Source organism: Pseudideonella sakaiensis, assembly GCF_048320135.1.
Classification (GTDB): Bacteria; Pseudomonadota; Gammaproteobacteria; order Burkholderiales; family Burkholderiaceae_C; genus Ideonella_A; species Ideonella_A sakaiensis_A.
On record NZ_CP182947.1, the window covers coordinates 4,191,906 to 4,217,846 of the forward strand.

The window sequence follows — 25,941 nt, forward strand, 5'->3', positions numbered from 1 at the left end:
CTCAGACGCCTTCGAGAGTGATCAGGGCCGCCTTCAACGCGAAGCTCGCACCGACCGGAAAGTGCACGGCCTTGATGCGCGCGTTGTGTGGCGCGAGCAGAGTGGTTTCGAGCTTCATGCTCTCGATCACCATCAACGCCTGGCCGGCATGTACGACGTCGCCAGTGCCGGCAAGCACGGCGATCACGACACCGGGCATCGGTGCGACGAGAACGTCGGATCCACCGCCGGCCGCGGCGCCGGTCGCGTGGGTCGACTGCTGGCGTTCGACCTCGACTGCACCGATGCCGTCGGCATGAACGAACACCGCGTCGGCGCCGATGGCGATGTGTACGACATGCGTGCGCTCACCGACCCGCAGCCGCCACCGACCGTCGGGCAGGGCTTCGCGGCCGACGGCCAACACGTGTTCACCGCGGCGCAACCGGACGCCGCCGTCGACGTCGCGGGTCGCGACCACATCGTGGATTGCCCCGTCGATCAGGTAGCGGGCATGCATGCGGTTCAGTTCCTCCAACTGCCGATTGCCGCATGCATCGGCGGCACGGCGTGAACCTGGTGCATCAGTTGACGATCGGACAGCACCGCGGCGGCCAATATCAGGTCGATCTCGGATTCGGCCAACGTCGATCGAAGATCTTCGGCGCAGAGCGCCAGCATGCCGGTGTCGGCCTGGCCGCCGATGAACTCGGGATGCCGCAGTACACGCGCGAGATAGGAGGCATTGGTGGCGACGCCGAGCAGCACGGTGTCTTGCAACGCGCGCTCTGCACGTGCAATCGCCTGCGCGCGGGTCGCGCCGTGGCAGATGATCTTCGCGATCATCGGGTCGAACGCGGCAGTCACCGCGCCGCCCGCGGATACCCCTGCATCGACGCGCACGCCCGGCCCGGAAGGTGGTTTCCAGGCAAGAATGGAGCCGGTGGATGGCCGGTAGTCATACGCCGGGTCCTCGGCGTAGAGCCGGCATTCGATCGCATGGCCTTGTTGCAAGATGTCGGCCTGCTGCAGGCCGAGTGGCTCGCCGCGCGCCAGCCGCACCTGCTCGCGCACCAGGTCGAGTCCGCAGACCATTTCGGTAACCGGATGCTCGACCTGCAGCCGGGTATTCATTTCCAGAAAGTAGAACTCGCCGGCGGCACCATGGATGAACTCGACCGTACCGGCGCCGAGGTAGCCGCAGGCCCGCGCGATGCCGGCAGCAGACTCGCAAACCTGGCTGCGCTGCGTCGGCGTCAGGCCGGGCGACGGACTTTCCTCGATGATTTTCTGGAAGCGGCGCTGCACCGAGCATTCGCGCTCCCAGACATGCACCACCTGGCCCCGGCCGTCGCCGAGCAGCTGGACCTCGATATGGCGTGGGCGCTCGATGTACCGTTCGACGAACAGACGACCGTCGCCGAAGTAGCGTTCGCCTTCTCGGCGCGCTGTGGCAATCTCGGCCTCGATAGCCGCCAGATCGCGCACGATGCGCATGCCCTTGCCACCGCCGCCGGCCGACGGCTTGATCAGCAACGGCGGGCCCAGCGCGCGAGCACGGTCGACGAAGCTCGGTGGATCTTCGTCCTCGATCGCGCTTGGCGCCACCGGGAATCCACGCTCGGCGACGAAATGCCGTGCCCGGATCTTGTCGCCCATCAGCTCGATGGTGTCGGCGCGCGGCCCGATGAAGACAACGCCGGCGGAGCCGAGCGCGCGCGCGAATGCGGCGTTCTCCGACAGGAAGCCATAACCGGGATGCACCGCCTGCGCGCCGACCTGCCGGGCCGCAGCGACGATCTGGTCAATGTCCAGGTAGGCAGCGATGGGGGTCGCGCCGTGCAGTTCGACTGCAATGTCGGCTTCGAGGACGGCGGGGCTGCCGGCGTCGACCGCGTGGTGGGCAATCGCCACCCGCAGCGACATGGCCTTCAGCGTGCGCAAAATGCGCAGCGCAATCTCGCCCCGGTTGGCGATCAGGATGGTGTCGAAATGCAGCATCGAAGCCCGGTCGTTGCGCGTCGGGCTGTCTTGCCGGTCAGGCTGACAAGGTCGTGACCGGAACTGTCCCGGACCTCGCCGGCCGGCCCATCGAGTGGGGACCGGACGCTACCATCAGGCCTTGTCCGCGCCGAACTTGCGGAAGTCGGGCTTGCGCTTTTCCAGGAATGCGCGGACACCTTCGCGCGACTCGTCAGTGTCGTAGTACAGGCTCAGTGCCTGCATTCCCAGGCTGCCGATGCCGCGGATATTCTCGGTCGAGGCGTTGAACGAGCGCTTGGCAATCGCAATCGCCGTCGGACTTTTCTCGACGATTTCGCGGCCCCACTTGGTCACTTCGGCATCGAGCTGGTCGTGCGGAACCACCACATTGCACAGGCCCATCGCCAGTGCTTCCTGGGCGCTGTAGCGCCGGCACATGTACCAGATTTCACGCGCCTTCTTTTCGCCGACCACTTGCGCCAGGTAGGCCGTGCCCCAGCCCGGATCGACCGAGCCGACCTTGGGTCCGACCTGGCCAAAGACCGCCTTTTCGGAGGCGATGGTCATGTCGCACAAGGTGGCGATCACGTTGCCGCCGCCGATCGCGTAACCCTGCACGCGTGCGATCACCGGCTTCGGTACGTCCCGGATCGCGCTGTGCAACTCCTCGATTGGCAGGCCGGCAGTGCCGCGGCCATCGTACTGACCGGAATGCGCCGACTGGTCACCACCGGTGCAGAAGGCGCGATCCCCGGTGCCGGTGATGACGATGGCAGCGACCTTCTTGTCCCAACCCGCCTTCATCATTGCGTCCAGCATCTCCTCGACCGTTTGACCGCGGAAGGCGTTCATCACATCGGGCCGGTTGATCGCGATGTAGGCGATCTGGTCGTGTTCTTGATAGATGATGTCTGTATAGCTCATTTGCGACTCCTGGTCAGCCGATCATGCTGTAGCCGCCGGAAACCGACAACACCTGGCCCGTCACGTGGCCGGCCTTGCTGGAGGCGAGGAAAGCAACCGCATTGGCAATGTCTTGCGGCCGTCCGACCTTGCGCAACGGCAAAGCCTTCGCGATCTTCTCCATCTGTTCCGGCGTGAACATGCTGTCGGCATTGGTCCACATGCTGTTGCCGCCCACTTCGTCGGCCGTGGACGGGATGGTTACGCCCGGGCAGACGACGTTGCAGCGGACGCCGTAGCGACCGTTTTCCTTGGCAATCGTTTTCATGAAGCTGTTGATCGCTGCCTTCACGCCACCATAGACTGCCTCGCGCGGCTCGCCCTGCCGGCTGGCATCGGAGCTGATCGAAACGATGGCACCGCCGTTCTGCTTGATCATCAGGTCGAGCGCGGTCTTGGTGCAGTTCAGCACGCCGACGTAATTGATGTCGATCACCTTGCGCCAGAAATCCGGCGTGGTCTGCGTGAAGAACATCAGGTTGTCCCACCCCACGTTGTTGACCAGGACGTCGACGCTGCCGTGCTTGTCGCTTGCGGCCTTGAACATGGTCTGCACCTGTTCGAGATTGGTGACGTCGGTCTTGATCACCTGCACCGACGCCGCGCCGAGCTTGGTGGCGAATTCGGCGGTTTTTTCTGCCTGTGCCGTGTCGATGTCGCCGATCGTGATGTGGGCGCCTTCTCCCGCGAATGCAAGGACGATCGCGCGTCCGATGTTTGAGCCGCCGCCGGTGACGATGACCGACTTGTTCTTGAGTTCGAGGTCCACGAGTTTCCTTTGATCCGAGGTTGAATGTGGAGCGCAGTCGAGCTGTGCTGAGCATAAATTATATGATCAAACGCTAGTTAGAATCAACCTGCACGGCATCATGTGATTTCTTGCCTGAACCAGGGGCATCAATGACCGAGACGTTGTCGGCCGGCCATTTGGTAGAATCGATGGCGGAAGCTGCATTGCGATGGCAGGATCTTCGCCCGCAGTTCTTCCGACCGGTGGTCCGCCCTGCTGCACCGGCCTAGCGATCTCCCTCGACGGGTGCAGTCGAGTCATCCGCAATCACTTGACGCAGAAGGTCCACCGATGAGCAGCGGGAGTGCGCGCTACCCTCATGTATTTGCCCCGCTCGACCTCGGATTCATGCGACTGAAGAACCGCATCTTGATGGGGTCGATGCACACCGGGCTGGAGGAGGCGCCCGACGGCTTCTCGCGCATGGCCGAATATTTCGCCGAGCGTGCGCGCGGCGGCGTCGGCATGATCATCACCGGCGGTTTCCCGCCGAATGCCGAAGGCGGCGCCGGTGGCGAACTTGCCACGCCGGACGACGCGCGACAGCATTGCCTGATCACCGACACCGTGCACGCTGCCGATCCCGAGGTGAAAATCTGCTTGCAGATCCTGCACACCGGGGCGCTGGCGCCGACGCCGGACTGCGTCGCGCCATCTGCAGTCAGGTCGCGAATCGGCCGGCATACGCCCACCGAGCTTGACGAGGCCGGCATCCAAAAGCAGCTAGCCGATTTCGCCAACTGCGCTGCGCTGGCGCAGGCCGCAGGCTATGACGGCGTGGAGATCATCGGCTCGGCCGGTTATCTGATCAGCGCCTTCATGGTGCAAAAGACCAATCTGCGCACCGATCAGTGGGGCGGACCCTGGAAGAACCGCATGCGTTTTGCGGTCGAGGTCGTGCGCCGTGTGCGCGCCGCCGTCGGCGAACGATTCATCGTGATCTTCCGTGTCCCGGCGATGGACATGCTCGAAGGCGGCTTGGCCTGGGACGAGATCTCCGCCCTGGGCAAGGGCCTGCAGGATGCTGGCGTCAGCATCATCAGCACCCACTTCTGCTGGCATGAGGCGCCGGTCCCGACGATTGCGACGATGGTGCCACGAGCCGCTTTTTCGCAGGTCACCGGCAGGCTTCGCAAAGCCGTCGGGGTGCCGGTGATCACCAGCAATCGCATCAACATGCCCGAAGTCGCCGAGGCGGTGCTGGCACGCGGAGACGCCGACCTGGTGTCGATGGCGCGTCCGATGCTGGCCGATTCACAGTTCGTGCTGAAGGCGGCGCAGGGCCGCGCGGATGAGATCAACACCTGCATCGCCTGCAACCAGGCCTGCCTCGATCACTATTTCGGAGGCAGCCAGCAGGTCAGCTGCCTTGTCAACCCGCGCGCCTGCAACGAGACCCTTCTCCAGTACCGTCCGGCGGCGCAGCCCAAGCGCATCGCCGTGGTCGGGGCAGGGCCCGCCGGGCTGGCGGCAGCGGTCGTTGCGGCCGAGCGCGGCCACCGCGTCACGCTGTTCGAGGCTGGCAGCGAAATTGGCGGCCAGTTCAACCTGGCCAGACGCATTCCCGGCAAGGAGGAGTTCAGCGAGACGCTGCGCTATTACCGCCGCATGATCGACAAGCTTGGCATTGCGCTGCACCTGAACACCATGGTCGATGCCGAGATGCTGCGCGCCCAGGGTCATGACGAAGTCGTGGTCGCCACCGGCATCGAGCCTCGCCGACCCGACATCGCGGGCATCGATCACCCCATGGTGATTTCGTATGTCGATGCCATCTTTGGCCGTCGGCCGATCGGCCGGCGGGTGGTGATCATCGGTGCGGGCGGCATCGGCTTCGACGTCGCAGCACTGCTCGCGCAGACCGGCCCGTCAGCTGCGCTCGACATCACCGTGTTCGCGCGCGAATGGGGCATCGACTTCGAGAACCACCCGCGCGGCGGTGTAACCGGAATACAGCCCCAGGTGGCGCGTTCCAGACGTTCGGTGACGCTGCTGCAGCGCAAGGCCGAGGCACTGGGGAAACACCTCGGCCGCACAACCGGCTGGACCCACCGCATCAGTCTCAGTCGACGCGGGGTGCAGATGGTCGGCGGCGTCGAGTATCTGCAGATCGACGACGCTGGCCTGCATACGCTGGTGAACGGAGAGGTGCGGCTGTTCGAGGCCGACAACATCATCGTCTGCGCCGGTCAGACGCCGCTACGCAGCGTCTATGACGCGCTCCAGGCCAGTGGGGAGCGTGCGCATCTGGTGGGTGGTGCATTCGAGGCGGTCGAACTCGATGCGAAGCGTGCCATTGATCAGGCGAGCCGCTTGGCGGCCGAGGTGTGACACGGTGAGCGCAATGGTGGGCGGTCCCGGCGGTCGGCACATCGGCTTGACTGCAGCGTGCGACGGCGCGGCGTACGGCTACGGCCGTGGTGCTGCGGCGGCGCGACTTGCAGATCACGCCGGCAGGACCGCTGATGCGCCCTCCTGAGTGGCAGACTGAGGTGCCGGCTCAACCGGTGTGCTCTCCGGCGCCTAGATTCGCATCGGTGCGACGCGTCTGGTTGAGCATGGCGCCGAACGCACGCGGCGCATGCTGGATCCTACTTGGAGCCCTGAGCCTGGTGATGATGCATGCACTTGGGAAAGACCTGGGCAAGCGGTACGACCCGATGCAGATGACTTTTTTCCGCTGCGTGGTCAGCCTGGCCCTTGTATTCCCGTTTGCGATCAGAGGCGGCTTGGCCAAGCTTCGCACCCGGCACCTGAAGATGCACATCGTGCGCTCGTTGTTCGGGTTGCTGGCCTGGATCGCCGCGTTCTACGCGGTCGCACGCCTGCCGCTCGCCGACTTCACGACGATGAGCTTCTCGATGCCGCTGTTCATCACGCTGCTCGCCGTTCCGGTACTGGGCGACCGGGGTTCATGGCAACGCTGGCTTGCCACTGTTGTCGGATTCGCCGGGGTCGTGCTCACCGCCCGCCCCGGCGCCGAATTCCAGCTCGCCACCCTGGTGGCGCTGGCCGGCGCATTTGCAGGCGCCTGTGTGCTGATGGTTGTCAAGAAAACGCCAATGAGCGAAACACCGGTTGCGATGCTTTTCCATTCGAATCTGATTCTGGCGGTGATGCTGGTGTTGCCGGCACTGGCGGTGTGGCGGACACCTGAACTCGTTGATCTGCTGCTGCTGGTGCTGGTCGGCTTGTTCGGGATCGGAGCGCAGGCGGGATACATTCTTGCGATGCGTGAAGGCGACGCCTCTGCGCTCGCTCCGTTCGACTATGTTCGCCTGATCTATGCCGGCCTGATCGGTTTCGTGCTGTTTGCGGAGGTGCCGGATCACTGGTCGCTGCTGGGTGCGGCACTCATCATCGGCAGCACGTTCTACATCGGTCGACACGAAGGCCGGCTGGCGAGAGCGGCTGCGATCCAGTGACGTGGCGGGGGTGGCGCTGCGCTTCGTTGGCGCAAACCTGCCATGCCTCGATCACGACAGCTGGAAGCCTTCGTAGCCCGATGCGGCCACTTCGGCCAGCTTCTGGCGATAGCGGGGTGCGCCGCCGTTGTAGATCATGTAGCGGATCTTGTCGTGGCCCTCGACATTGGAGTTGTAGCCGGTAAACCATGATTTGGCCTTGCGCAGCAGCAGGCCCTGATACATCTCCTTGACATGTTCGGTCCACTGCCTCTCGGCTTCGACCGTCGGCTCCACACGCGTGATGGCACGCTCCATGATCTGCTGAAAAAAGATGGTGGCCCAGTCGACCGCCGATTCAATGCCACGCGGAAAATTGGTCGACAACGATGCGCTTTGCGGGCCGGCCAGCATGAACAGATTGGGGAATCCTGACGACTGCATGCCAAGATAGTTGACTGGCCCGTCGCGCCATTTGTCGCGCAGGTGCTGGCCCGTCGCGTTGATGAAATCGATCTGGTCGAATGCGCCAGTCACGGCGTCGAAACCGGTGGCGTACACGATCAGATCGAGATCATGGTGTTGGGCGGTGGTGCGGATTCCGGTCGGCGTCACGCGCTCGATCGGCGTTTTTTCAATGTTGGCCAGATGGACGTTGTTCCGGTTGTACGCCTCGTAATAGCCGGTTTCCATCGGCACGCGCTGCACCCCGAAGCCGTGGTCCTTCGGGATCAGCTGCTCGGCAATTGCCGGGTCCTTGACCCGCTGGCGGATCTTGTCGGCGACGAAGGCCGAAAATTGCGCATTCGCGGACTCGTCCATCAGCACGTCGCGGAAGTTGCCCAGCCAGATGCCGAAGCCGGGTGATGCATAGAGTTTTTCCCAGAAAGCCAGGCGTTCCTCAGCCGGCACGTCGGCCACGCGGCGTCGATCCGGCCCGTGAATGAAGCCGCCCGGCGTGGCGGAGCATTTTTCGAAGATCTGGTCGTAAGCAGCCCTGATGCTGACCATCTGCGAAGCGGTGATCGGCGTGTTGTGCAATGGAGCGCACCAGTTCGGCCGGCGCTGGAAAACGATCAGATCACCCACCTTGTCGGCGATCTCTCCGATCAACTGCACGCCGGTGGCCCCGGTGCCGACGATCCCCACCCGCTTGCCAGCCAGTTCGAGCGGCTCGCTCGGCCAGTAATAGGTATGAAACGAAGGCCCGAGGAAGCTGTCCATTCCCGCCAGACGTGGCAAGGTGGGCGCTGAAAGCAGCCCGATCGCGGTAAGCAGGAAGCGGCAGGTCAGCGTGCGCCCACCAGCCAGTTCCAGCGTCCAGATGTTGTTCGCGTCGTCGAACGTCGCCCGCTCGAGCGAGCAGCCAAACTGGATATGCTGGCGCAGCTTGAACTTGTCGACCACATGATTCACGTATCGCAGCGTTTCCGGCTGCGCCGCGAAATGCTCCGACCAGTCCCACTCGTCGAGCAGTTCCTTCGAGAACGAGTAGCCGTAGGTATAGCTTTCCGAGTCGAAGCGGCAGCCCGGGTAGCGGTTCCTGTACCAGGTGCCGCCGACATCGTCGGCACGTTCAAGCAATGTTACATCGGCACCTGCAAGCAGCAGCTTGTGCAGCTGGTACAGGCCGCACATGCCGGCGCCGATGATGATGAACTGGTGCTGCGGTGCTGCAGTGCCTGGTGATGCGACTCGCTGGTCTTTGCCCAAATTGTCTCTCCTCGGCCGGGGGCGCAAGCTCGATAGCTCCCCTTTCGGATGTGAATCGGGAGCATACCAAACGTTTGTTTGTGAGGCTGCCCGGACTATAAATCAGCAGCTCGACCAGCAGCCGGTTGCTGGTTTGCGACGCGCGATTGGAAATGGCCGGAGTCATGAACTGGACCATCCGTCGCGCCGCGGCAGAGACACTGGCCAGAAGGGCCCGGTCGCAGCTGCCCGGGCGACTCGTGCCGGGGCGCCTCGCGGGCCTCTATTCACTCAGTCTGCAGGCGGTTGCGGGACGCGCAGCAGGAGCAGCCCGAATAGCAGTGCCGGCGCCGCGATGGTGATGAAAGCGGTGCTGTAGCGCATGCCGGATTGCAGCATCAGCGAGAAGATCGGTGGGCCGGCGAGCACGCCGCTGAACGTGACGAACAGGGCCGCGGCGGTGGCGGTGCTGACACCGCCAGGCGGCGCGCGCCGGGCCACCTCCGCAAGATAGACGCCGTTCCAGCCGATCGCGCTGGCACCGAAGGCGGCGTATACCGTCAGCAGCAGGACGGTTGGCCATTCGCCGGCGAAGGCGGTTGCCACTGCACAGGCGCCCATCACGCAGCCCATGGCGCCCATCACCCGGCGCGGCTGGCCGCTGCGATCGGCGACAACGCCCGAAAGCAGGCGACCGGCGATGCCGGCGCCCTGGGTCACCGCGAGCGTCATCCCGGCCTGCACCAGTCCGTAGCCGAGCTCGGATGTCAGGTAGGCAACCAGATAGGTGCCCAGGCACAGTTGCAAACCTGCGTAGAAGAACGTGCTGGCGGCCAGGGTCCGGCCGCTGCGGTCAGCCATCGCGATGCGGGCCGGCTCGGCAAAACTGTCCAGGCTGACAGGCGCCGCCGGCATGCGATCGCTGTCCAGCGGCGTGCGCAGCGGCTGCAGCAATATTGCGAGCAGGGTGCACGCTGCAGCGACACACAATGCCGCCAGGCGCCAGCCGCCCCAGAGGACCAGGGTCGGCAACAGCGCGCCGGCGAGCACGGCGCCCAGCGGCACGCCGGTCTGCTTCAGCGAGAAGATCTTGGACAGGTGCTGTGGTGGTGAAATCCGGGTCAGGAGATGCGAACTGGCCGGATTCAGCGGCCCATAACCCATACCCAGCACGAGCGCACCAATCATCAGGCCCGCCAGATGGCCGGTGACGATGCATGACACACCGACGGCCGCGCTGAGCAGGCACAGCTGGCTCAGTCGCAGCGCGCCCCAGCGTCGCACGAGCGCACCGCTGGCCAGTCCGCAGGTCATGCTGGCGCCATATACCAGGGCCACGAACAAACCCACCCAGGCCACCGGTGCACCGATATCGGCTGCCACTTCCGGGGCAAGCACCGGCAGCGTGACCGAGGCCATCGACAGCAGGGCCTGGGCAGCCAGCAGCGCCGAAACCGGTACCAGTACAACACTCAGGCGGGTCATCAGGCTGCGCCGGACTTCGTCAGGTGGGGTGCCGCTGGATCAGTTGGCGCGCGATGATCAGACGTTGCATCTCGTTTGTGCCTTCGCCGATCAGCAGCAACGGCGCGTCGCGGTAATAACGCTCGACGTCGAATTCGGGTGAGTAGCCGTAGGCGCCGTGGATGCGCATGCATTCGAGTGCGTTGTCCATCGCTGCCTCGGTAGCGAAATATTTGGCCATGCCGGCTTCCATGTCGCAGCGATCGCCGCGGTCGTAGGCGCTTGCCGCCGACTCCACCAGCAGCCGAGCCGCCTCGACCCGCGTGCCCATCTCGCCAAGCTTGAGCTGGATTGCCTGATGCTCGCTGATCGGCTTGCCGAAGGTCTTGCGCTGCTGCGCATAAGCCACCGCATCGTGCAGCGAGGCAGTGGCCACGCCCAGGCCACGCGCGGCGACATTGATGCGGCCCAGTTCGAGCCCGGACAACACCTGCTGCAGGCCGCGGCCCTCGACGCCGCCGACCAGCCGGTCGGCCGGAACGCGGAAAGCATCGAACTGCAGTTCGCAGGTGTCGATGCCGCGGTAGCCCAGTTTCTTCAGCTTGCGCGTGACGGCGAAGCCAGGTCCCTTTTCAGCGATGAACAGGCTCATGCCCTTGTGCCGCGGTTCGGCCTGGGGGTCGGTCTTGACCAGCAGCGCCAGACAGCCACCATGCAGGCTGTTGGTGATCCAGGTCTTGCTGCCGTTGATGACGTAGTGGTCGCCGTCGCGCACGGCACGGGTCCGGATAGCCTGCAGATCGGTGCCGGCATCAGGCTCGGTCAGGCCGATGCCACCGCGCAACTCGCCGCAGGCGAAGCGCGGCAGCAGGTCGCGCCTTTGCGCCTCGGTGCCGTGGCGCAGCACCGCCGAGGCCATGATGAGGTGGGAGTTGATGATCCCGGAGATCGACATCCATACCGCCGCGATGCGCGCCACGATCGCGGCGTAGGTGGCAGTGGACAGGCCCAGGCCACCGTAGCCGGTCGGGATGATGGCGCCGAAAAGGCCCATCGCCTTCATTTGCTCGACGATCTCGTGTGGGTACTCGTCGGCCTGCTCCAGTCGCTTGACGTGCGGGCGCACCTCGGTCCTCAGGAAACGGTCGACGGCGTCGAGTATCAGTTGATGCGATTCGGTGTCTTGGGTCATGGGTTCTCGCTTGTGATCGTCGCTCAACCCAGCCCCCCCAGGCCTTGCTGCAGATCGATTGCGGGCTGGTTGGCGCCGATCGCCAGCACCAGATCGCGCACCTGCAGCGCGCGGGCCGGTGCGGCCACGAGTTGCATATTCTCCAGCGCCTTGCGCTGCACGTCCGTATTGCTGATCGGTCGGTCGGCGGCGCCGCGATTGATGTGCTCGCGATGGCGCAACTCGCGCCCGTCATGCAGCGTCACGATGACTTCGCCAGAATAGTAGGTCGGGAAGGGAGAATCGGGATCGACGGCGTATTCGACCTTCTGTGCCAGCGCCAGCACCGACTCTTCGCGCAGCGCCGCGTCGTCGAGTTCGGCCAGTCCGAAGCGGCCGCGTGCCAGTCCGCTGGCCACGGCATAAGGAATGCTGAACTGGGCGTCGTAGCTGTTCTGGGGCCGTTTCTTCGTGGCGACCGGTTCGCACACCGTTTTCACCACCTCCCGCGGGACCAGCGCGCGCACGCTGGCGATATCGGCCACGCGCAGGCTGTGGCGCAGGCGCAGGATCGCCGCCGCATCGGCGCAGGCGTGGGTGAAGTGACAGGCCGGCATCGGCTTGATGGTGACCTTGGACAGTTCCCAGATCTCCCCCAGGCCGGCGCTGGCCAGGTTCAGGTCGGCGTCCTCGACCAGCGGACCGAGGTAGCTGTTGAATAGTCCGAAGCGGCCTTCATAGGGCCGCTCCGGACCCTTGAATCCATGCCGCGCCATGGTCGCCGCAGTCAGCCCGGCCACCGCCGCCCAGCCCGGGTGCATGCGCTTGGTCCAGGCCCCGTCCTGCAGGAATTCCATGCTGCCCGCGGCCATCGACAAGGCGATGCCTTGCGCCATGCTGAGCTGGCGCGCATTGAGGCCGAACAGCCGGCCTGCCACCACCGCGCAGGCGAAGGCGCCGATCATGCCGGTGGGGTGGAAGCCGACCTGGTGAAAACCGCCGCGCGCAACCGATGCCAGCCGTGTGCCGACCTCGATGCCCGCGACATAGGCCGCCAGCAGCGCGTCGCCGGCCAGTCCGGCCCGCGCTGCAGCGCCGAGCGCGCATGGAAAGGTGCTCGCGGTGGCATGAATGATGCCGGCGGCATGGGTGTCGTCGTAGTCGAGACCATGAATCAGGATGCCATTCACCAGCATGGCGTCGCGCATCGTGAGCCTGCTGGTCAGGCCGATCACCGGCGTGTCGCCGGCGCCGGCCGACAATTCGGTCATGGCCGACAGCGAGCGGTGCGCGAAATCATAGTGAGCGCTGGCATGGGCGATGCCGACGGCGTCGAGGATCAAGTGGCGTGCTCGCTCAAGCACGTCGGCTGGGATCTGCCGCACGTCAAGCGTGGCGACGAAGTCGGACAAGGTGTCGGAGATCGCGCGGGTGCAGGAAGAGGTTGTCATCGGTACTCCTCGGCAAGTAATCGCTCATCCGGCGCGCGGCATGTTGGCCTATCGGCAACACAGCTTGCCATCAGTACGAACGTGGCAGACCCATTACATGTTCGGCAATGTAGTTCAGCACCATCTCGCGATTCAGCGGTGCGGTGCGCAGCAGCCTGACCAGGCCATACAGATCGTAGATGCCGTATTCCTTCGTGAATCCGTTGCCGCCATGGGTCTGGATCGCAGCGTCGACCGCGTGGATGCCGGCCTCGGCGCCGGCGTATTTGGCGATGTTGGCAAACTCGCCTGCGGGCAGGCCTTGATCGAATGCCCAGGCCGCCTTCAATGCCATCAGCGAGGCCATCTCGATCTCGCTGCGCGCGATCGCCAGCGGATGCTGCACGCCCTGATAGGCGCCGATCGGCGTCTTGTTGAAAACCTTGCGGTCATTCGCGTAGGCCACGGCTTTCTGCAGCGCGAAGCGGCCGATCCCGGTGCACAGGCCTGAGAGGATGATACGCTCGGGGTTGAGTGTGTCGAACAGGATACCGAAGCCCTTGTTGACCTCGCCCAGCACATCGTCCTCGGTCAACTGCACGTCGTCGAAGAAGACCTGCCACTGTGTCTCCGGCACCGGGAACGCGACCGGAATCAAGGTCATGCTGATGCCTTTTTTCTTCATGTCGACCATGAAGATCGTGAAGCCGTCTGACTTTTTCTTCACGTCGGCACGCGGCGTGGTGCGTGTCACGACCATCGCGTAATCGGCGCGATTCGCATCGGTGATGAACACCTTCTGCCCGCTGAGGCGGAAGCCGCCCTTGCCATCGGGCTTGGCGATGCTGGTGATCTCCATCGAGTTCGAGCCCGCGTTGGGCTCGGTGATCGCGAAGCAGAACTTGATCTCGCCGCTGCAGCCGCCCGGCAGCAGGCGGTGCTTCATGGTCTCGCTGGCGTGCTTGGCGAGCAGGCCCATTGTCATGGTCGGGCCGACCACCAGATTCAGCAGCGGGATGCCATTGTTGGCAAGTCCCTCCATGAACAGCAGCATCTCGGTCATGCCCTGACCCGCGCCGCCGTATGTCTCGGGCACCATGATGCCGAGGAATCCGTCGTCAGTGATCTGTTGGTAGAGCTCGACCGGCGGCTCGCCTTTCTCGGCGTAGGTTTTCCAGTATTTGTGGTCGAAGCGCTGCGACACGCGGTCGCCGTACTCATAGACCATGCGCTGTTCCTGGGTGAGGGCAAATTCCATGTTCTAGTCCAGTCGCATTGCGTGGTCGGGCTGATCAGCGATTGGCGGAAGGGAACTTCGGCGCCCGCTTCTCGCGCACCGAAGCGACGCCCTCCTTGGCATCCTCGCCGAGGAAGCACAACATCTCCATCGCCAACGAGCTTTCGAAGATCGGTCGTGCAACGTTCATCCAGCCGTTGAGGGACCGCTTGGTGTAGCGGATCGCCTGCTGGCTGCCGTTGGCCAGCTTGTTGGCCACAGCCATTGCCTTGTCCATCAGCTCGGCACGCGGCACGCAAAGGCTGACCAGCCCGATCCGCTCGGCTTCCTTGCCGTTGACGAATTCGGCTGTCATCAGGTAGTACTTGGCCTTGGCCATGCCACACAGCAGCGGCCACAGGATCGCAGCGTGGTCGCCAGCGGCCACACCGATCTTGACGTGGCCATCGGTGATCTTGGCTTCCTCTGCCATGATGCTGATGTCGGCGAGGAATGCGACCGCCAGGCCGGCGCCGACGGCCACACCATTGATGGCCGAGATGATCGGTTTGTCGCAGGCCATCATGTTGTAGACGACGTCCGATGCCTCGGTCATCGTGTTGGCAATCTCATTCGGATTGCCGACCATGTTGGCCACCCATTCCAGATCGCCGCCGGCCGAGAAAGCCTGGTCGCCAGAGCCGGTGATGACCGCGACCTTGGTATTCGCGTCGTCGTTGACGACGCCCCAGACCTTGGTCAGTTCCCAGTGCAGACGGGCATTGGTGGCGTTCATCACCTCCGGGCGGTTGATGGTGATCAGCAACACGCCGTTGGGCTTGTTGTCGAACTTGAGAAATTGGAAATCGGCGTAGTTCATGGTTGTTGTCCTTTGACAGAAGTTGGAGAGATCAGCGCAACATGGCGCGGCCGTTGTTCAAGACCACGACATCGCGCTCGATAACGCGCGCACGATACGACGCGGTTTTGCCATCGATCCACATTTCGGTGCGGATCGTCTCGCCCGGATAGACCGGCGACGAGAATCGGTTTTCTATGGTGGCGATGCGCGAAGGATCGCCGCCGCACAGCCCCTTGGTCAGTGCCCAGCCGGCCACGCCATAGGTGGCCAGCCCGTGCAGGATCGGGCGCTCGAAGCCGGCCGCGCGGCCGACCGCCGGCTCGGCATGGAGCGGGTTGTAGTCACCGGACAGTCGGTAGATCAGCGCCGCGCCCGGCAAGGTCTTGCGATCCTCGACGTGGTCCGGAGTGCGCGTGGGCAACTCATGCACCGGCTTCACCGGCCCGCTCGGGCCGCCAAATCCGCCGTCGGCCCGGCAGAAGGTGGTCGAACCCAGCGTGGCGAGAAGTTTCCCGCTGGCCGCGTCATGCACCGTGCGCTCGGTGTAGATGAGTGCGCCTTTGGTGGCACCTTTGTCGACGATGCCGGTGATGCTTGTGCGCCCGATCACCTCGCCCTCTGGCGCCGGCAGTTCATGGAGGACCAGACTTTGCTCGCCGTGGACCAGTCGCACCGCATCGACACCGGTGGCGGGGTCCCGGATCCACATGCCGGGATAGCCCAGCACCACCGGATAGGTGGGCAACGCCACCAGGTTCTTCTCGTAGACGAAGCGCAATTCGTTTTCGTGCTCGGCATCGCACGGATCCGAGCCGAGTCCGATGCCAAGCGCATAGAGCATCGTGTCGCGCCGGGTATAGCGTTGACGAACATCCTCGAACGGCCATGCCATCAGTTTGTCGTAGTCGATTGCCATCCTGCAAGCTCCTTCAGACCGGGTCCCAGGAGAACACGATGTTCGAGCTCTCCAGCGGGAAGAAGTTGGGCTTCATGGCCGGCAGCACGCGTTCTGCAATGGTCTCGGGTGTCCAGCCTTCGGAGGTGTGCATGCCGCGCACCGGGCGGGGCTGGCTCATCAGGAAGATCTCGTTGCCGCGTACGGCAAAAATCTGCGCACTGACATCAGCCGCAGCGTCGCTGGCCAGAAACGCAGCCATCGGTGCGATCTGCGCGGTATCGAGTTTTTTCAGCTTTTCGACACGCGCCTGTTGCTCAGGTGTGTCGGTTGGAATGGAACCGATCATGCGGCTCCAGGCGAACGGCGAGATGCAGTTCGAGCGCACGTTGTAGCGCTTCATGTCGCCGGCAATCGTTCGCGAGAGCGCCACGATGCCCAGCTTGGCGGCGCCGTAGTTGGCTTGGCCGAGGTTGCCGATCAGGCCGGAGGTGGAGGTCATGTGCACATAGGCACCCGACTGCTGCGTCTTGAAATGCGGCGCTGCAGCACGGGAAACGTAGAAGCATCCGTTCAGGTGCACATCGATCACCGCCTTCCATTCCTCGACCGACATCGCAAAAAACATGCGATCACGCAGGATGCCAGCGTTGTTGACGACGATGTCGATGCGGCCGAAGGTGTCGGTGGCGCACTTGATGATCTGGTTGGCGGAGGCCCACTCGGAGACGCTGTCAGTGCTCAGCACGGCCTCGCCGCCGCCGGCTCTGATCTCGTCGACCACTTGCTGGCCCGGGCTGGCGTCGTTGCCCTCGCCGCTGACCGAAGCGCCAATGTCGTTGATGACGACCTTGGCCCCCTGGGCAGCCATTTGCATCGCGATGTCGCGGCCGATGCCGCGGCCCGATCCGGTGACGACTGCAACCTTGCCTTGCAGCATCGTGCCTTTGTTCATCTGTGTGGCTCCTGTTGGTTGTGGGTTGGAATGCGGCAATGGCGCTCAGACCGGCAGCTGCAACACGCTGCTGGCCAGGATGTTTCGCTGGATCTCGTTGCTGCCCCCGTAGATGGTGGCCGGGCGCGCGTTGTAGAACGTGGTGAGAACGTCGATCTGGCCCCGCTCGAGGTCGATATCGCCCGGGGTGCCGCCGCTGGAGCCGGCAATTTCCACCAGCAGGTTGGCCAGGCGCGAGTATGTTTCGGTGGCGAATATCTTCAGCATCGACACGTCGGGGCCGAGTGTTTCGCCGCGTTTGACCTGCTCGACAAACCGGCCGTACAGCGTCCCGAGATCGGCCACGTCCAGCGCCAGCTGCGTGTAGCGGTCGACGAACACCGCGTCGTCGAACAGGTCCAGCTGCTCGGCCACTTCCCGCACGCGCGCCAGCGCGTACTGGCTCTGCTTGGGGCTGCCGAGGAAGATGCGCTCGAAGCCGAGCAGGGCCTTGGCAATCGTCCAGCCCTTGTTGAGTTCGCCGACACGCTGATTGCGAGGCACCCGCACGTTGTCGAAGAAGACTTCGCAGAAGTCTTCGTGGCCGGCAATGTTGCGGATCGGGCGCACCGTGATGCCCGGCGACTTCATGTCCACCAGCAGGAAACTGATGCCTTCCTGCTTCTTCGCCGACGCGTCGGTGCGCACCAGCAGGAAGATGTGGGTGGCATCCTGAGCCAACGTGGTCCAGGTCTTCTGGCCATTGACGATGAAGTCATCGCCATCGGCGATTGCCTCGGTGCGCAGGCTCGCCAGGTCGGAGCCCGAGTTCGGCTCGGAATAACCCTGGCACCAGATGTTTTCACAGGACAGGATACGGGGCAGGTAGTGGGCGCGCTGCTCGTCGCTGCCATGCTGGATCAGCAAGGGCCCGACCATCACGATGCCCATGTCGGGCGCACGAGCGACGCCGTGACGTTCCTGTTCCTCGATGAACGTGATCAGCTTCTCCGGCGACAGCCCCATGCCGCCGTGGCGTACCGGCCAGCTTGGCGCGAGCCAGCCCTGGGACGCGAGTTTCATCGTCCATTCGCGGATCTCGTCCCAGCGCAGACGACGCTTCGGGTAGCGCAGTTCTTCGGGGTAGTTGTCGGCGAAAAATTTTTGTGCCAACCGTCGGAACTCTTCGGTAGGCAGTGAATTCCAGTCGGTGCTCATGAGGGCAGACCTCCGTTGTCGGCGCCTGCTGCGCGGTTGAGGCCAGCCACTCTCCTGCGTTGCGTGCTGCCATTGCCGAGCCATGCCGACAGCACCAGTGCGCGCTGCAGGAAAAGGCCCAGATCGTTTTCATCGGTGACGCCGATCGCACCGTGCAGCTGCACCGACTCGCGCCCGATCTGCAGCGCAGCGTCCGAACAACGCGACTTGGCGCGGGCGGCCAGCGCTGCGCGTTCGTTCGCAGGGCAGCCGGAATCCAGCGCGGTCAGCGCCTGTGCGACGACAGCTTCGCCGAGTTCCTGCTGGATCAACATGTCCACCGCACGGTGCTGCAGGCTCTGGAAGCTGCCGATCAACTTGCCGAACTGCTTGCGGGTGCGCAGATAGTCGAGCGTCATCGTGAGCATGCAGCGCGCCAGCGTCTGCAACTCCACCGCGGTGAGCACCAGGGCCTCGTCATAGGCTGCTGCCAGCGCGGCCTCGGCCTGCAGCCCGGTGGCGAGCACCATCTCGGCGGAAAGTTCGACATCGCTGAAGGCAAGCCGTGCGGCAAAAGTGCCGTCGGCGAGCGGTTCGATGGTCTTGCTCAGAGCGGCACTTTGCGCTGCCACCCATACCAGCGCGAGTCCATCGGCCGACGCAGCCGAGACGATGTAGCCGCTGGCTGCAGCACCTGGGCGTATGTGGCGCTTGCTGCCGCGCACCACGATGCGGTCGCCGCTGCGCACGCAGGTGGTGGACGGTTTGGAAAGCCCGCCATCGCGGTCGAAATCGGCTGCGCCCGAGGTGTGCTCCTGCCAGGCCACGGCGGGCAGGGTCTTGCCTTCGGCCATTTCAGCGAGCAGCTGGCGGGCTGTCGCGCTGTCAGAGCAGCTTTGCAGCAGCCGGCCTGCGAATACGAGCACCGGTGTCACTGGTTCCGGCGCGACCTTCGTTGCCAGGGCTGCCGCGACCGCAGCCATTTCGGCAAAACCCTGAGCGTAGCCGCCTGCGGATTCGGGTGCCAGCAGTCCGGTCCAGCCCTGGCTCGCGAGCGCATTCCAGAAGCGCAGATCGTAGCCTGGCGGCTTGCCACGCAGGGCGCGGGCACGGCTGAACGGCGATTCCTTGGCGACGAAGGCGAAGGCGCTGGAGCGCAGCATCGCGAGCTGTTGATTGGGTTCTGGATCGGCAATGGTGGCGGACATCGGTTCGTGGACTCCTGGGGGCGCGTCTGCGCTCAGTACGACTTGGGCAGGCCGAGCACCTTCTCGGCGATGAAACACAGGATCAGCTGTGGGCTGATCGGTGCGACGCGCGGAATCAGCATCTCGCGCAGGTAACGCTCGACCTGGTATTCCTTCGCATAGCCGAAGCCGCCGAGCGTCGCCATGGCGCGTTGGCAGGCGTTGAACCCGGCCTCGGCCCCCATGTACTTCGCGGCGTTGGCATCGGCACCGCAGTCAAGCTTGTTGTCGTACTTCCAGGCCGCGCGCATGGTCATCAACCAAGCGGCCTCGAGCTCCATCCACGACTGTGCCAGCGGATGCTGGATGGCCTGGTTCTGGCCGATCGGCCGGTTGAAGACGACTCGCTCTCCCGCGTACTTGACGGCCCGCTCCAGGGCAGCCTGGCCTAGGCCGACGGCCTCGCCTGCAATCAGCACGCGCTCGGGATTCATGCCGTGCAGGATGTACTCGAAGCCGCGGCCCTCTTCGCCGATGCGGTCCTCCACCGGTACCTTCAGCCCATCGATGAAAAGCTGATTGGAGTCGACTGCCTTGCGGCCCATCTTCTCGATCTCGCGCACTTCGATATGCAGTCGATCGAGGTCGGTGTAGAACAGGCTCAGACCGAAGGTCGGTTTCGGGCACTCGTCGACCGGCGTGGTGCGTGCCAGGATCAGCATCTTCTTCGCGACCTGGGCGGTGGAAATCCACACTTTCTGGCCGGACAGGAGGTAGTGATCACCGTGGCGCTCGGCCCGCGTCTTCAACTGGGTGGTGTTCAGGCCGGTATTCGGTTCGGTCACTGCGAAGCAGGCTTTCTCCTTGCCGGCAATCAGCGGCGGCAACATTCGACGTTTTTGCTCATCGGTGCCGAAGACCACCACCGGTTGCAGGCCGAAGATGTTCATGTGAACGGCAGATGCCCCGGACAGGCCGGCACCCGAACGTGCGATGGCGGTCATCATCACCGTCGCCTCGGCGATGCCCATGCCGCTGCCACCATATTCCTGCGGCATGCAGATGCCCAACCAGCCGCCTTCGGCCAATGCGTCGTACAACTCGTGCGGAAAGCCGCCGTCACGGTCATGGGCCAGCCAGTAGTCGTCGCCAAAATTTGCGCAGACCCGCCCGATCGCTTCGCGTATCGTTTCGTGCTCGCGCTCGTCGCTGAAATCCATTTGCTCTCCTTCAAAATTCCATGGCCACCCGGGTGCCCTGGTCGATGGCGCGCAAGGCGTCGAGTTCGGCGGCCCGATCGGCGCCGCCGATCACCAGGGGTTCGATGCTCAGCCTGCGCAGGTCGGCCGCCAGGCCGTTGTTGCTGTCCTGGCCGGCGCAGACGACCACAGTATCCACCTCGAGCAACCGAGCCTGGCCATCAACATGCAGATGCAGTCCGGCATCGTCGATGCGCTCGTAGGTGCAGCCGGAGATCGTTTTCAGCCCTCGCAACTCCAGTCCGGCGCGCAACGCCCATCCGGTGCTCAAGCCAAGCCTGCGGCCGGGCTTTTCGGGTCTGCGCTGCAGCAGCGTCACCTCCCGGGTGATGGCAGGCGCCTGCTGCGGTTTGAGGCCGCCGGGCGTTTCGGACGAGGTATCGACGCCCCATTCGGAAAAGAAACCGTCTACGGCATCGATCGCAGCGCCATCGGAAACTGCCTGCGTGGCGGCGTCAGCGGGTGGCGCATTCAGAAGAAATTCAGCGACGTCGAAGCCGATCCCGCCGGCGCCGATCACGGCCACTCGCCGGCCGGCCTGCTTGCGCAGGCCGAGCAAATCGGCATAACCGATCACCTTGGCATGCCGGATGCCTTCGATCTCCGGCTCGAACGGCGTGACGCCGGTCGCAACCACGATCTTCTCGTAGCCGCCATTCGCCAGTTCGACAGCGCTGGGCCGGCAGCGCAGGTTCAGCTGGATGCCGTGCTGCGTCAGTCGGGTCCGGAAGTAGCGGACCAGTTCGTCGAATTCCTGCTTCCCCGGAACGGCGCGCGCCAGGTTCAGCTGCCCGCCGATATCTTCAGCGGCCTCGAACAGCGTGACGATGTGGCCACGCTCGGCGGCAGTCACCGCGCAGGCCAGCCCGGCCGCTCCGGCACCGATCACGGCGACCCGACGGGGGGCGCCAGGCGGAGGCATTTCGTCGAATTCGAGTTCGCGACCGGCACGTGGATTTACCAGGCAGGTGGCCGGCCGTTTGGTGAAGATGAAATCCAGGCAAGCCTGGTTGCAGGCGATGCAGGTATTGATGCTGTCCGGGCAGCCTTGTTCGGCCTTGCGCACGAAGTCGGCGTCAGCCAGGAATGGCCGCGCCATCGATACCATGTCGGCATCGCCGCTGGCCAGGATCTGTTCGGCCATTCCGGGGGTGTTGATGCGGTTGGAGGCGATGACCGGGATTTTTACCGCGTGCTTGATGCGGGCGGCCGCGAAACGGAAGGCGGCGCGCGGCACCACATAGGCGATGGTGGGAACGCGTGCCTCATGCCAACCCACACCGGTGTTGATCACATCGGCGCCCGCCGCTTCGATGGCCTGCGCCAATGCGATGATTTCGTCGGCGGGGGCGCCGCCATCGACCAGATCAAGCGCCGAGATGCGGTACATGAGGAGTGCTCCGGCGCCCAGCCGCTGGCGCGTGCGACGCACGATCTCCACTGGCAGGCGGTGCCGGTTATCGACACTGCCACCGAATTCGTCGACGCGATCGTTGGTGCGGGTAACGGTGAACTGATTGATGAAGTAGCCTTCGGATCCCATTACCTCGACGCCGTCAAAGCCGGCGCGCATGGCGAGTTCAGCGCAACGTACATAGTCCTCGATCGTTGCCCATACCTCGGCGGTGCCCATGGTGCGCGGAACGCGGCGGTTGATCGGCGAAGGAATGCTTGATGCGCCTGCCAATTGCGCGGTCTTGCCGTAGCGCCCGGTGTGCAGCACCTGCAGGATGATCTTGCCGCCCGCAGCATGGACGGCCTGTGGAATCGGACGCAGGGCGTCGGCATGGGCGGTCGTGAAGAGGTCGGGGCCATCGTCATCCAGGCGCGCAACTTCGTTCATTGCGTAGCCACCGGTCACCATCAGGCCGGCGCCGCCGCGCGCACGCTCGGCATAAAACGCCGCCATGCGCTCGACGGCTCGATCCGCCGTTTCCAGGCCGGTGTGCATCGAGCCCATCAGGGTTCGATTTCTTAGTGTGTGTGCGCCAAGCCTGAGCGGCGACAATAAGGTGGGAAACAGGGTTGGAGCTTGCATGATGGGGATCGATCATAACTCTAACTAACGTATGTTCGATGCTATACTTCAATCACCATTTCCAACCTCCCAGGTGTTTGCCGGCCGAAGCCGGAGTCCGCCCCGTGCCACCGCCGCGGTGCCTGACCGACCGGCTCGACAGATCTCTGCCGTCAACTTGGACCAGCCATCAACGATGACCGTCAGTCCTGACAAACCAGTCCCCTCCGACGGCTTCTCTCCGTACCTGAACGCCGGACGTTTCGTCGACAGCGAACACCCGGCAGTTGTTGCGTTTGCCAGGCAACAAACGCATCCGGACATGTCGGGGCGGGAAATGGCCGTTGCCTTGTACTACGCAGTACGTGACGGGTTTCGCTACGATCCCTATCACTTCGACATGTCGGAAAATGGCCTCAAGGCGAGTCGGGTGCTGGCAAGCGGCCGCGGCTTCTGTGTACCCAAGGCGGCGCTGCTGGCCGCTGCAGCTCGGGCGGTGAGATTGCCCGCGCGGCTGGGCTACGCGGATGTACGCAACCACCTGAGCAGCCCGCGCCTGCTCGAAATGATGGGCTGCGATATCTTTGCCTACCATGGCTATACCGAACTTTGGATCGACGGGCATTGGCTCAAGGCCACCCCGGCATTCAATCTCGGACTGTGTCAGAAGGCGGGCATCAAGCCGCTCGAATTCGATGGCACCGCAGACTCGATCTTCCATGAGTTCGACACCACGGGCAGGCGCCACATGGAATATCTGAAGGACCGCGGCAGCTACCCCGATGTGCCACGCAAAGAGATGATCGAAACCTTCCAGGTCATGTACCCGGGCTTTGAGCGCTGGGCGGCTCTCGCCGGAACGGCCGACTTCGAGCGCGACATACAGAAAGCAAAGCTGCGGGCAACATGATGTTGCCGCCATCGAGCAGGTGATGTCGATGGTTTTGAATAGCGAGTTGATCGTTGGCCGATGTCGCATCGCGAAGGCGTTCGATTTACGGTAAGCCGGTGTTTGCGCCAGGAAATGACGGTGCTGTCCCGGGTGGGCCATGGGTGGCCCGGCGACGGCCGCGCGGGCAGTCGGTGTGAATTCCGGCATCGGAGACCTTGGCCGGTCGACCGACTGGCCTCCTGCAACCCTGCCATTGGAGCCCTGAAACGTGAACCTCAGATCCTTCACCCTGCACGATCAGATCCAACGCAATGCTCGCTTGTACGGGCAACGCACGGCCTTCGTCTGCGACGGCCACAGCGTCAGCCATGCGCAATACGCCGCATCTGCCGCGCGGATGGCTGCCGGGTTGCACGCAGCCGGCGTGGTCGCAGGCGAGCGAGTCGCGATCCTGTCCCACAACAGTCTCGCCTACCTCGATCTACTGGGCGCTGCCGCGCTGCTCGGGGCAATCATCGTGCCGATCAATTGGCGGCTGTCCGCCGACGAGGTGACCTTTGTACTGGCGGACACTACACCCCAGGTGCTGATTGCCTCGCCTGATTTGCAGCCTCTGGTGGCCGCAGCCGATCTGTCGACGATGCGGCTGTTCAGCACGGCCGCGGACGGCGCGCCGTGGCGTGCGTTGTCCGGCTTGTACGCCGATGGCCCGCCGCCTGCGCCTGCGGCAATCAACGATGATGCCGGCCTGGCCATCGTGCACACCGCCGCAGTCGGAGGCCGGCCACGCGGCGCATTGCTGTCGCACCGCGGCCTGCTCGCAGCCGCCGCCAAATCGGTGCACGTCTGGTCACTGACAACTGCCGATGTGGGCGTCGGCGTATTGCCGCTGTTCCACCTGGCCGGCATCGGCCTGACGCTGGCGCTGCTGGCGGCCGGTGGAAGCACCGTCGTGCTGCCGCGCTTCGACCCCGCGGCCGTGGTCGGCGTGATTGAAGAGCAGCATGGCAGCGTGATGGGTTCGTTCCCGCCGATGCTGGCCGCGGTACTCGACGCCGCTGCAGCGTCGGGTTCGGCGCTGTCGACGCTTCGCGTGGTGACCGGGATCGATGCCCCCGAAACCCTGGCACGCTTCGCCGAGGTCCAGCCCGGGGCCGATTTCTGGGTCGCTTACGGGCAGACCGAAACGTCGGGATCGATTTCGACATCACGTTATTCCGATCGGCCTGGCAGCGCCGGAATGCCGGTGGAGCAACACTCGCTCGCCATCGTCGACGACGAGGACCAGCCGGTTGCCGACGGCACCATCGGCGAGATCGTCGTACGGGGGCCAATGGTTTTCAGCGGCTACTGGAATTGCGAAGCCGACAATACGTTCACCTTCCGAGGCGGCTGGCATCACACCGGTGACATGGGGCGGCTCGATGCCGATGGTTACCTCTGGTACGTCGGCCGTTCCGCGGCCAAGGAACTGATCAAGCCGGGCGGTGAAAACGTCTATCCGGCCGAGGTTGAACGGGCACTGCTGGAACATCCGGCAGTGGCCGAAGCGGTGGTCTTCGGAGTGCCCGACACGCAATGGGGCGAGGCCGTGAAGGCTGTGTGTGTGCTCGCAGCCGGGCAACAGCTGGTGGCCGAGAAGCTGATTGAATTCGTCGGCCAGCGCATCGCCCGTTACAAGAAGCCCAAACAGGTGGTTTTCGTGGCGTCGCTGCCCCGTACGGCCGCCGGGGCCGTGGACCGGGCGGCGGTGAAGGCCGCCCACACCGGCGCGTGAATTATTCAGCCTGGTGTGCTGAGGCCGCCGTTGACGCTGAGCGTCTGGCCGGTGATCGCATCCGACTCGGGGCCGGCAAAAAACGCGGCCGCCTGGGCGATATCTCGGCAATGCACCGGAAACAGCATCCGTTTCTTCAGGTTGTCGATCATCGCCTGCCCATGACCCCCCGCCAGCGCGGGCGAACCGCCGCCCCAGCGCGGCTCGGCGTCCCAGATGTAGCTCATCGCCACCGCATTGATGCGAATGCCGTCGCGGCCCATTTCGCGCGCGAGCACGCGGCACATCTGCATCATGCCGCCGGTGGCTCCGCCGATGAAGGACTCTCCGACCGTTGCCACCCGCCCGGCGTCGGTGCCGATGGCCACGATCTTGCCGCACTTGTGCGGGCGCATCGCCGCTGCCGCCGCCTGGATCACAAAGGCCCGGGTGAGCCAATGCGAACGGATATAAACATCAAAGTCGGCCTCGTCCATTTCAGCAAACAGCTTGAAAGCCAGCGAATCGCTGCTCGCGCCCGCGCCGCTCGCCACCAGCACGTCCAGCCGCCGATGGCGCTGCACGATGCGCGCGACCATGGCCTGCACCGCGCAACGATCGGTGAGGTCGGCGGCCTCGAACTCGGCGCTGCCGCCGGCGGCGGCAATTTCGTCGACAACCACTCTGCCGCTGGCAGGGTTGCGTCCGTTGACGACGACGTGGGCTCCACGCAGCGCGAGTTCTTGGGCCACCGCGCGCCCAACGTAGGAGGTTGCTCCGGTTACCAGGGCAATCTTGTCCTGCAGGCTCTTGGTACTGATCATCGGAAGGAACATGGCGTGGTCATACC

Annotated in this window: 21 protein-coding genes; 4 read left to right on the plus strand and 17 right to left on the minus strand. The window is 64.3% G+C overall.

What is annotated here, in order from left to right; all coding sequences use genetic code 11:
- Window position 1: 1 nt before the first annotated feature.
- The 4 genes from ACNH6H_RS19220 to ACNH6H_RS19235 all read right to left on the minus strand — a co-directional run bounded on the left by ACNH6H_RS19220 (window position 2) and on the right by ACNH6H_RS19235 (window position 3,694).
- Entirely contained in the window at window positions 2–499 is a 498-nt protein-coding gene (locus ACNH6H_RS19220; RefSeq protein WP_418319907.1) for a biotin/lipoyl-containing protein, read from the minus strand.
- A gap of 5 nt (window positions 500–504) precedes the next feature.
- Window positions 505–1,980: an acetyl-CoA carboxylase biotin carboxylase subunit gene (locus ACNH6H_RS19225; RefSeq protein ID WP_418319908.1), complete on the minus strand. Its 1,476-nt coding sequence runs from the start codon at window positions 1,978–1,980 to the stop codon at window positions 505–507.
- 114 nt (window positions 1,981–2,094) lie between these two features.
- Window positions 2,095–2,886: a 2-ketocyclohexanecarboxyl-CoA hydrolase gene (gene badI / locus ACNH6H_RS19230; RefSeq protein WP_418319909.1), complete on the minus strand. Its 792-nt coding sequence runs from the start codon at window positions 2,884–2,886 to the stop codon at window positions 2,095–2,097.
- A 13-nt stretch (window positions 2,887–2,899) separates the two neighbouring features.
- Window positions 2,900–3,694, minus strand: coding sequence for an SDR family NAD(P)-dependent oxidoreductase (locus ACNH6H_RS19235; protein WP_418319910.1), 795 nt, complete (start codon window positions 3,692–3,694; stop codon window positions 2,900–2,902).
- 312 nt (window positions 3,695–4,006) lie between these two features.
- On the opposite strand from ACNH6H_RS19235, the gene ACNH6H_RS19240 reads away from it, so the two are divergent.
- Both ACNH6H_RS19240 and ACNH6H_RS19245 read left to right on the plus strand, forming a co-directional pair.
- On the plus strand, window positions 4,007–6,046 hold the full coding sequence (locus tag ACNH6H_RS19240; protein ID WP_418319911.1) for an FAD-dependent oxidoreductase: 2,040 nt from the start codon (window positions 4,007–4,009) through the stop codon (window positions 6,044–6,046).
- A gap of 227 nt (window positions 6,047–6,273) precedes the next feature.
- Window positions 6,274–7,140, plus strand: a complete 867-nt coding sequence (locus ACNH6H_RS19245; protein ID WP_418319912.1) for a DMT family transporter — start codon at window positions 6,274–6,276, stop codon at window positions 7,138–7,140.
- 51 nt (window positions 7,141–7,191) lie between these two features.
- On the opposite strand, the gene ACNH6H_RS19250 is transcribed toward ACNH6H_RS19245, so the two are convergent.
- The 12 genes from ACNH6H_RS19250 to ACNH6H_RS19305 all read right to left on the minus strand — a co-directional run bounded on the left by ACNH6H_RS19250 (window position 7,192) and on the right by ACNH6H_RS19305 (window position 22,464).
- Complete coding sequence (locus tag ACNH6H_RS19250) at window positions 7,192–8,859, minus strand: flavin-containing monooxygenase (RefSeq protein ID WP_418319913.1); 1,668 nt, start codon at window positions 8,857–8,859, stop codon at window positions 7,192–7,194.
- 243 nt (window positions 8,860–9,102) lie between these two features.
- Window positions 9,103–10,296 (minus strand): MFS transporter, encoded by a 1,194-nt coding sequence (locus ACNH6H_RS19255; protein ID WP_418319914.1) that lies wholly within the window; start codon window positions 10,294–10,296, stop codon window positions 9,103–9,105.
- A gap of 19 nt (window positions 10,297–10,315) precedes the next feature.
- Window positions 10,316–11,467: an acyl-CoA dehydrogenase family protein gene (locus tag ACNH6H_RS19260; protein WP_418319915.1), complete on the minus strand. Its 1,152-nt coding sequence runs from the start codon at window positions 11,465–11,467 to the stop codon at window positions 10,316–10,318.
- Window positions 11,468–11,490: 23 nt separating this feature from the next.
- On the minus strand, window positions 11,491–12,858 hold the full coding sequence (locus tag ACNH6H_RS19265) for an MmgE/PrpD family protein (RefSeq protein WP_418319916.1): 1,368 nt from the start codon (window positions 12,856–12,858) through the stop codon (window positions 11,491–11,493).
- A gap of 109 nt (window positions 12,859–12,967) precedes the next feature.
- Window positions 12,968–14,134 carry an acyl-CoA dehydrogenase family protein gene (locus ACNH6H_RS19270; protein ID WP_418319917.1) on the minus strand — a complete coding sequence of 389 codons (1,167 nt, stop codon included), beginning with the start codon at window positions 14,132–14,134 and terminating at the stop codon, window positions 12,968–12,970.
- Window positions 14,135–14,168: 34 nt separating this feature from the next.
- Window positions 14,169–14,972, minus strand: coding sequence for an enoyl-CoA hydratase/isomerase family protein (locus tag ACNH6H_RS19275; protein WP_418319918.1), 804 nt, complete (start codon window positions 14,970–14,972; stop codon window positions 14,169–14,171).
- Between the two features lie 31 nt (window positions 14,973–15,003).
- Entirely contained in the window at window positions 15,004–15,870 is an 867-nt protein-coding gene (locus ACNH6H_RS19280; RefSeq protein ID WP_418319919.1) for a MaoC/PaaZ C-terminal domain-containing protein, read from the minus strand.
- A 13-nt stretch (window positions 15,871–15,883) separates the two neighbouring features.
- Window positions 15,884–16,804, minus strand: a complete 921-nt coding sequence (locus ACNH6H_RS19285; protein WP_418319920.1) for an SDR family oxidoreductase — start codon at window positions 16,802–16,804, stop codon at window positions 15,884–15,886.
- 45 nt (window positions 16,805–16,849) lie between these two features.
- Window positions 16,850–18,001 carry an acyl-CoA dehydrogenase family protein gene (locus tag ACNH6H_RS19290; protein WP_418319921.1) on the minus strand — a complete coding sequence of 384 codons (1,152 nt, stop codon included), beginning with the start codon at window positions 17,999–18,001 and terminating at the stop codon, window positions 16,850–16,852.
- Entirely contained in the window at window positions 17,998–19,188 is a 1,191-nt protein-coding gene (locus ACNH6H_RS19295) for an acyl-CoA dehydrogenase family protein (RefSeq protein ID WP_418319922.1), read from the minus strand. The genes ACNH6H_RS19290 and ACNH6H_RS19295 overlap by 4 nt, the downstream gene beginning before the upstream one ends.
- A gap of 32 nt (window positions 19,189–19,220) precedes the next feature.
- Window positions 19,221–20,387, minus strand: coding sequence for an acyl-CoA dehydrogenase family protein (locus tag ACNH6H_RS19300; protein WP_418319923.1), 1,167 nt, complete (start codon window positions 20,385–20,387; stop codon window positions 19,221–19,223).
- A gap of 10 nt (window positions 20,388–20,397) precedes the next feature.
- Entirely contained in the window at window positions 20,398–22,464 is a 2,067-nt protein-coding gene (locus tag ACNH6H_RS19305) for an FAD-dependent oxidoreductase (protein ID WP_418319924.1), read from the minus strand.
- Window positions 22,465–22,639: 175 nt separating this feature from the next.
- On the opposite strand from ACNH6H_RS19305, the gene ACNH6H_RS19310 reads away from it, so the two are divergent.
- Both ACNH6H_RS19310 and ACNH6H_RS19315 read left to right on the plus strand, forming a co-directional pair.
- Window positions 22,640–23,353 carry a transglutaminase domain-containing protein gene (locus tag ACNH6H_RS19310; RefSeq protein ID WP_418319925.1) on the plus strand — a complete coding sequence of 238 codons (714 nt, stop codon included), beginning with the start codon at window positions 22,640–22,642 and terminating at the stop codon, window positions 23,351–23,353.
- Window positions 23,354–23,603: 250 nt separating this feature from the next.
- Window positions 23,604–25,112, plus strand: coding sequence for an AMP-binding protein (locus ACNH6H_RS19315; RefSeq protein WP_418319926.1), 1,509 nt, complete (start codon window positions 23,604–23,606; stop codon window positions 25,110–25,112).
- A gap of 5 nt (window positions 25,113–25,117) precedes the next feature.
- On the opposite strand, the gene ACNH6H_RS19320 is transcribed toward ACNH6H_RS19315, so the two are convergent.
- The gene (locus ACNH6H_RS19320; RefSeq protein ID WP_418319927.1) at window positions 25,118–25,927 is read right to left on the minus strand and encodes an SDR family NAD(P)-dependent oxidoreductase; all 810 of its coding nucleotides are present in this window, start codon (window positions 25,925–25,927) and stop codon (window positions 25,118–25,120) included.
- Window positions 25,928–25,941 lie beyond the last annotated feature (14 nt).

What these genes read in the sequence shown, in the direction of transcription:
- ACNH6H_RS19220 (WP_418319907.1), bottom strand. Translation starts at nt 499, where the DNA reads ATGCATGCCCGCTACCTGATCGACGGGGCAATCCACGATGTGGTCGCG.
- ACNH6H_RS19225 (WP_418319908.1), bottom strand. Translation starts at nt 1,980, where the DNA reads ATGCTGCATTTCGACACCATCCTGATCGCCAACCGGGGCGAGATTGCG.
- badI (WP_418319909.1), bottom strand. Translation starts at nt 2,886, where the DNA reads ATGAGCTATACAGACATCATCTATCAAGAACACGACCAGATCGCCTAC.
- ACNH6H_RS19240 (WP_418319911.1), top strand. Translation starts at nt 4,007, where the DNA reads ATGAGCAGCGGGAGTGCGCGCTACCCTCATGTATTTGCCCCGCTCGAC.
- ACNH6H_RS19245 (WP_418319912.1), top strand. Translation starts at nt 6,274, where the DNA reads ATGGCGCCGAACGCACGCGGCGCATGCTGGATCCTACTTGGAGCCCTG.
- ACNH6H_RS19255 (WP_418319914.1), bottom strand. Translation starts at nt 10,296, where the DNA reads ATGACCCGCCTGAGTGTTGTACTGGTACCGGTTTCGGCGCTGCTGGCT.
- ACNH6H_RS19260 (WP_418319915.1), bottom strand. Translation starts at nt 11,467, where the DNA reads ATGACCCAAGACACCGAATCGCATCAACTGATACTCGACGCCGTCGAC.
- ACNH6H_RS19270 (WP_418319917.1), bottom strand. Translation starts at nt 14,134, where the DNA reads ATGGAATTTGCCCTCACCCAGGAACAGCGCATGGTCTATGAGTACGGC.
- ACNH6H_RS19275 (WP_418319918.1), bottom strand. Translation starts at nt 14,972, where the DNA reads ATGAACTACGCCGATTTCCAATTTCTCAAGTTCGACAACAAGCCCAAC.
- ACNH6H_RS19280 (WP_418319919.1), bottom strand. Translation starts at nt 15,870, where the DNA reads ATGGCAATCGACTACGACAAACTGATGGCATGGCCGTTCGAGGATGTT.
- ACNH6H_RS19285 (WP_418319920.1), bottom strand. Translation starts at nt 16,804, where the DNA reads ATGAACAAAGGCACGATGCTGCAAGGCAAGGTTGCAGTCGTCACCGGA.
- ACNH6H_RS19290 (WP_418319921.1), bottom strand. Translation starts at nt 18,001, where the DNA reads ATGAGCACCGACTGGAATTCACTGCCTACCGAAGAGTTCCGACGGTTG.
- ACNH6H_RS19295 (WP_418319922.1), bottom strand. Translation starts at nt 19,188, where the DNA reads ATGTCCGCCACCATTGCCGATCCAGAACCCAATCAACAGCTCGCGATG.
- ACNH6H_RS19300 (WP_418319923.1), bottom strand. Translation starts at nt 20,387, where the DNA reads ATGGATTTCAGCGACGAGCGCGAGCACGAAACGATACGCGAAGCGATC.
- ACNH6H_RS19305 (WP_418319924.1), bottom strand. Translation starts at nt 22,464, where the DNA reads ATGCAAGCTCCAACCCTGTTTCCCACCTTATTGTCGCCGCTCAGGCTT.
- ACNH6H_RS19310 (WP_418319925.1), top strand. Translation starts at nt 22,640, where the DNA reads ATGACCGTCAGTCCTGACAAACCAGTCCCCTCCGACGGCTTCTCTCCG.
- ACNH6H_RS19320 (WP_418319927.1), bottom strand. Translation starts at nt 25,927, where the DNA reads ATGTTCCTTCCGATGATCAGTACCAAGAGCCTGCAGGACAAGATTGCC.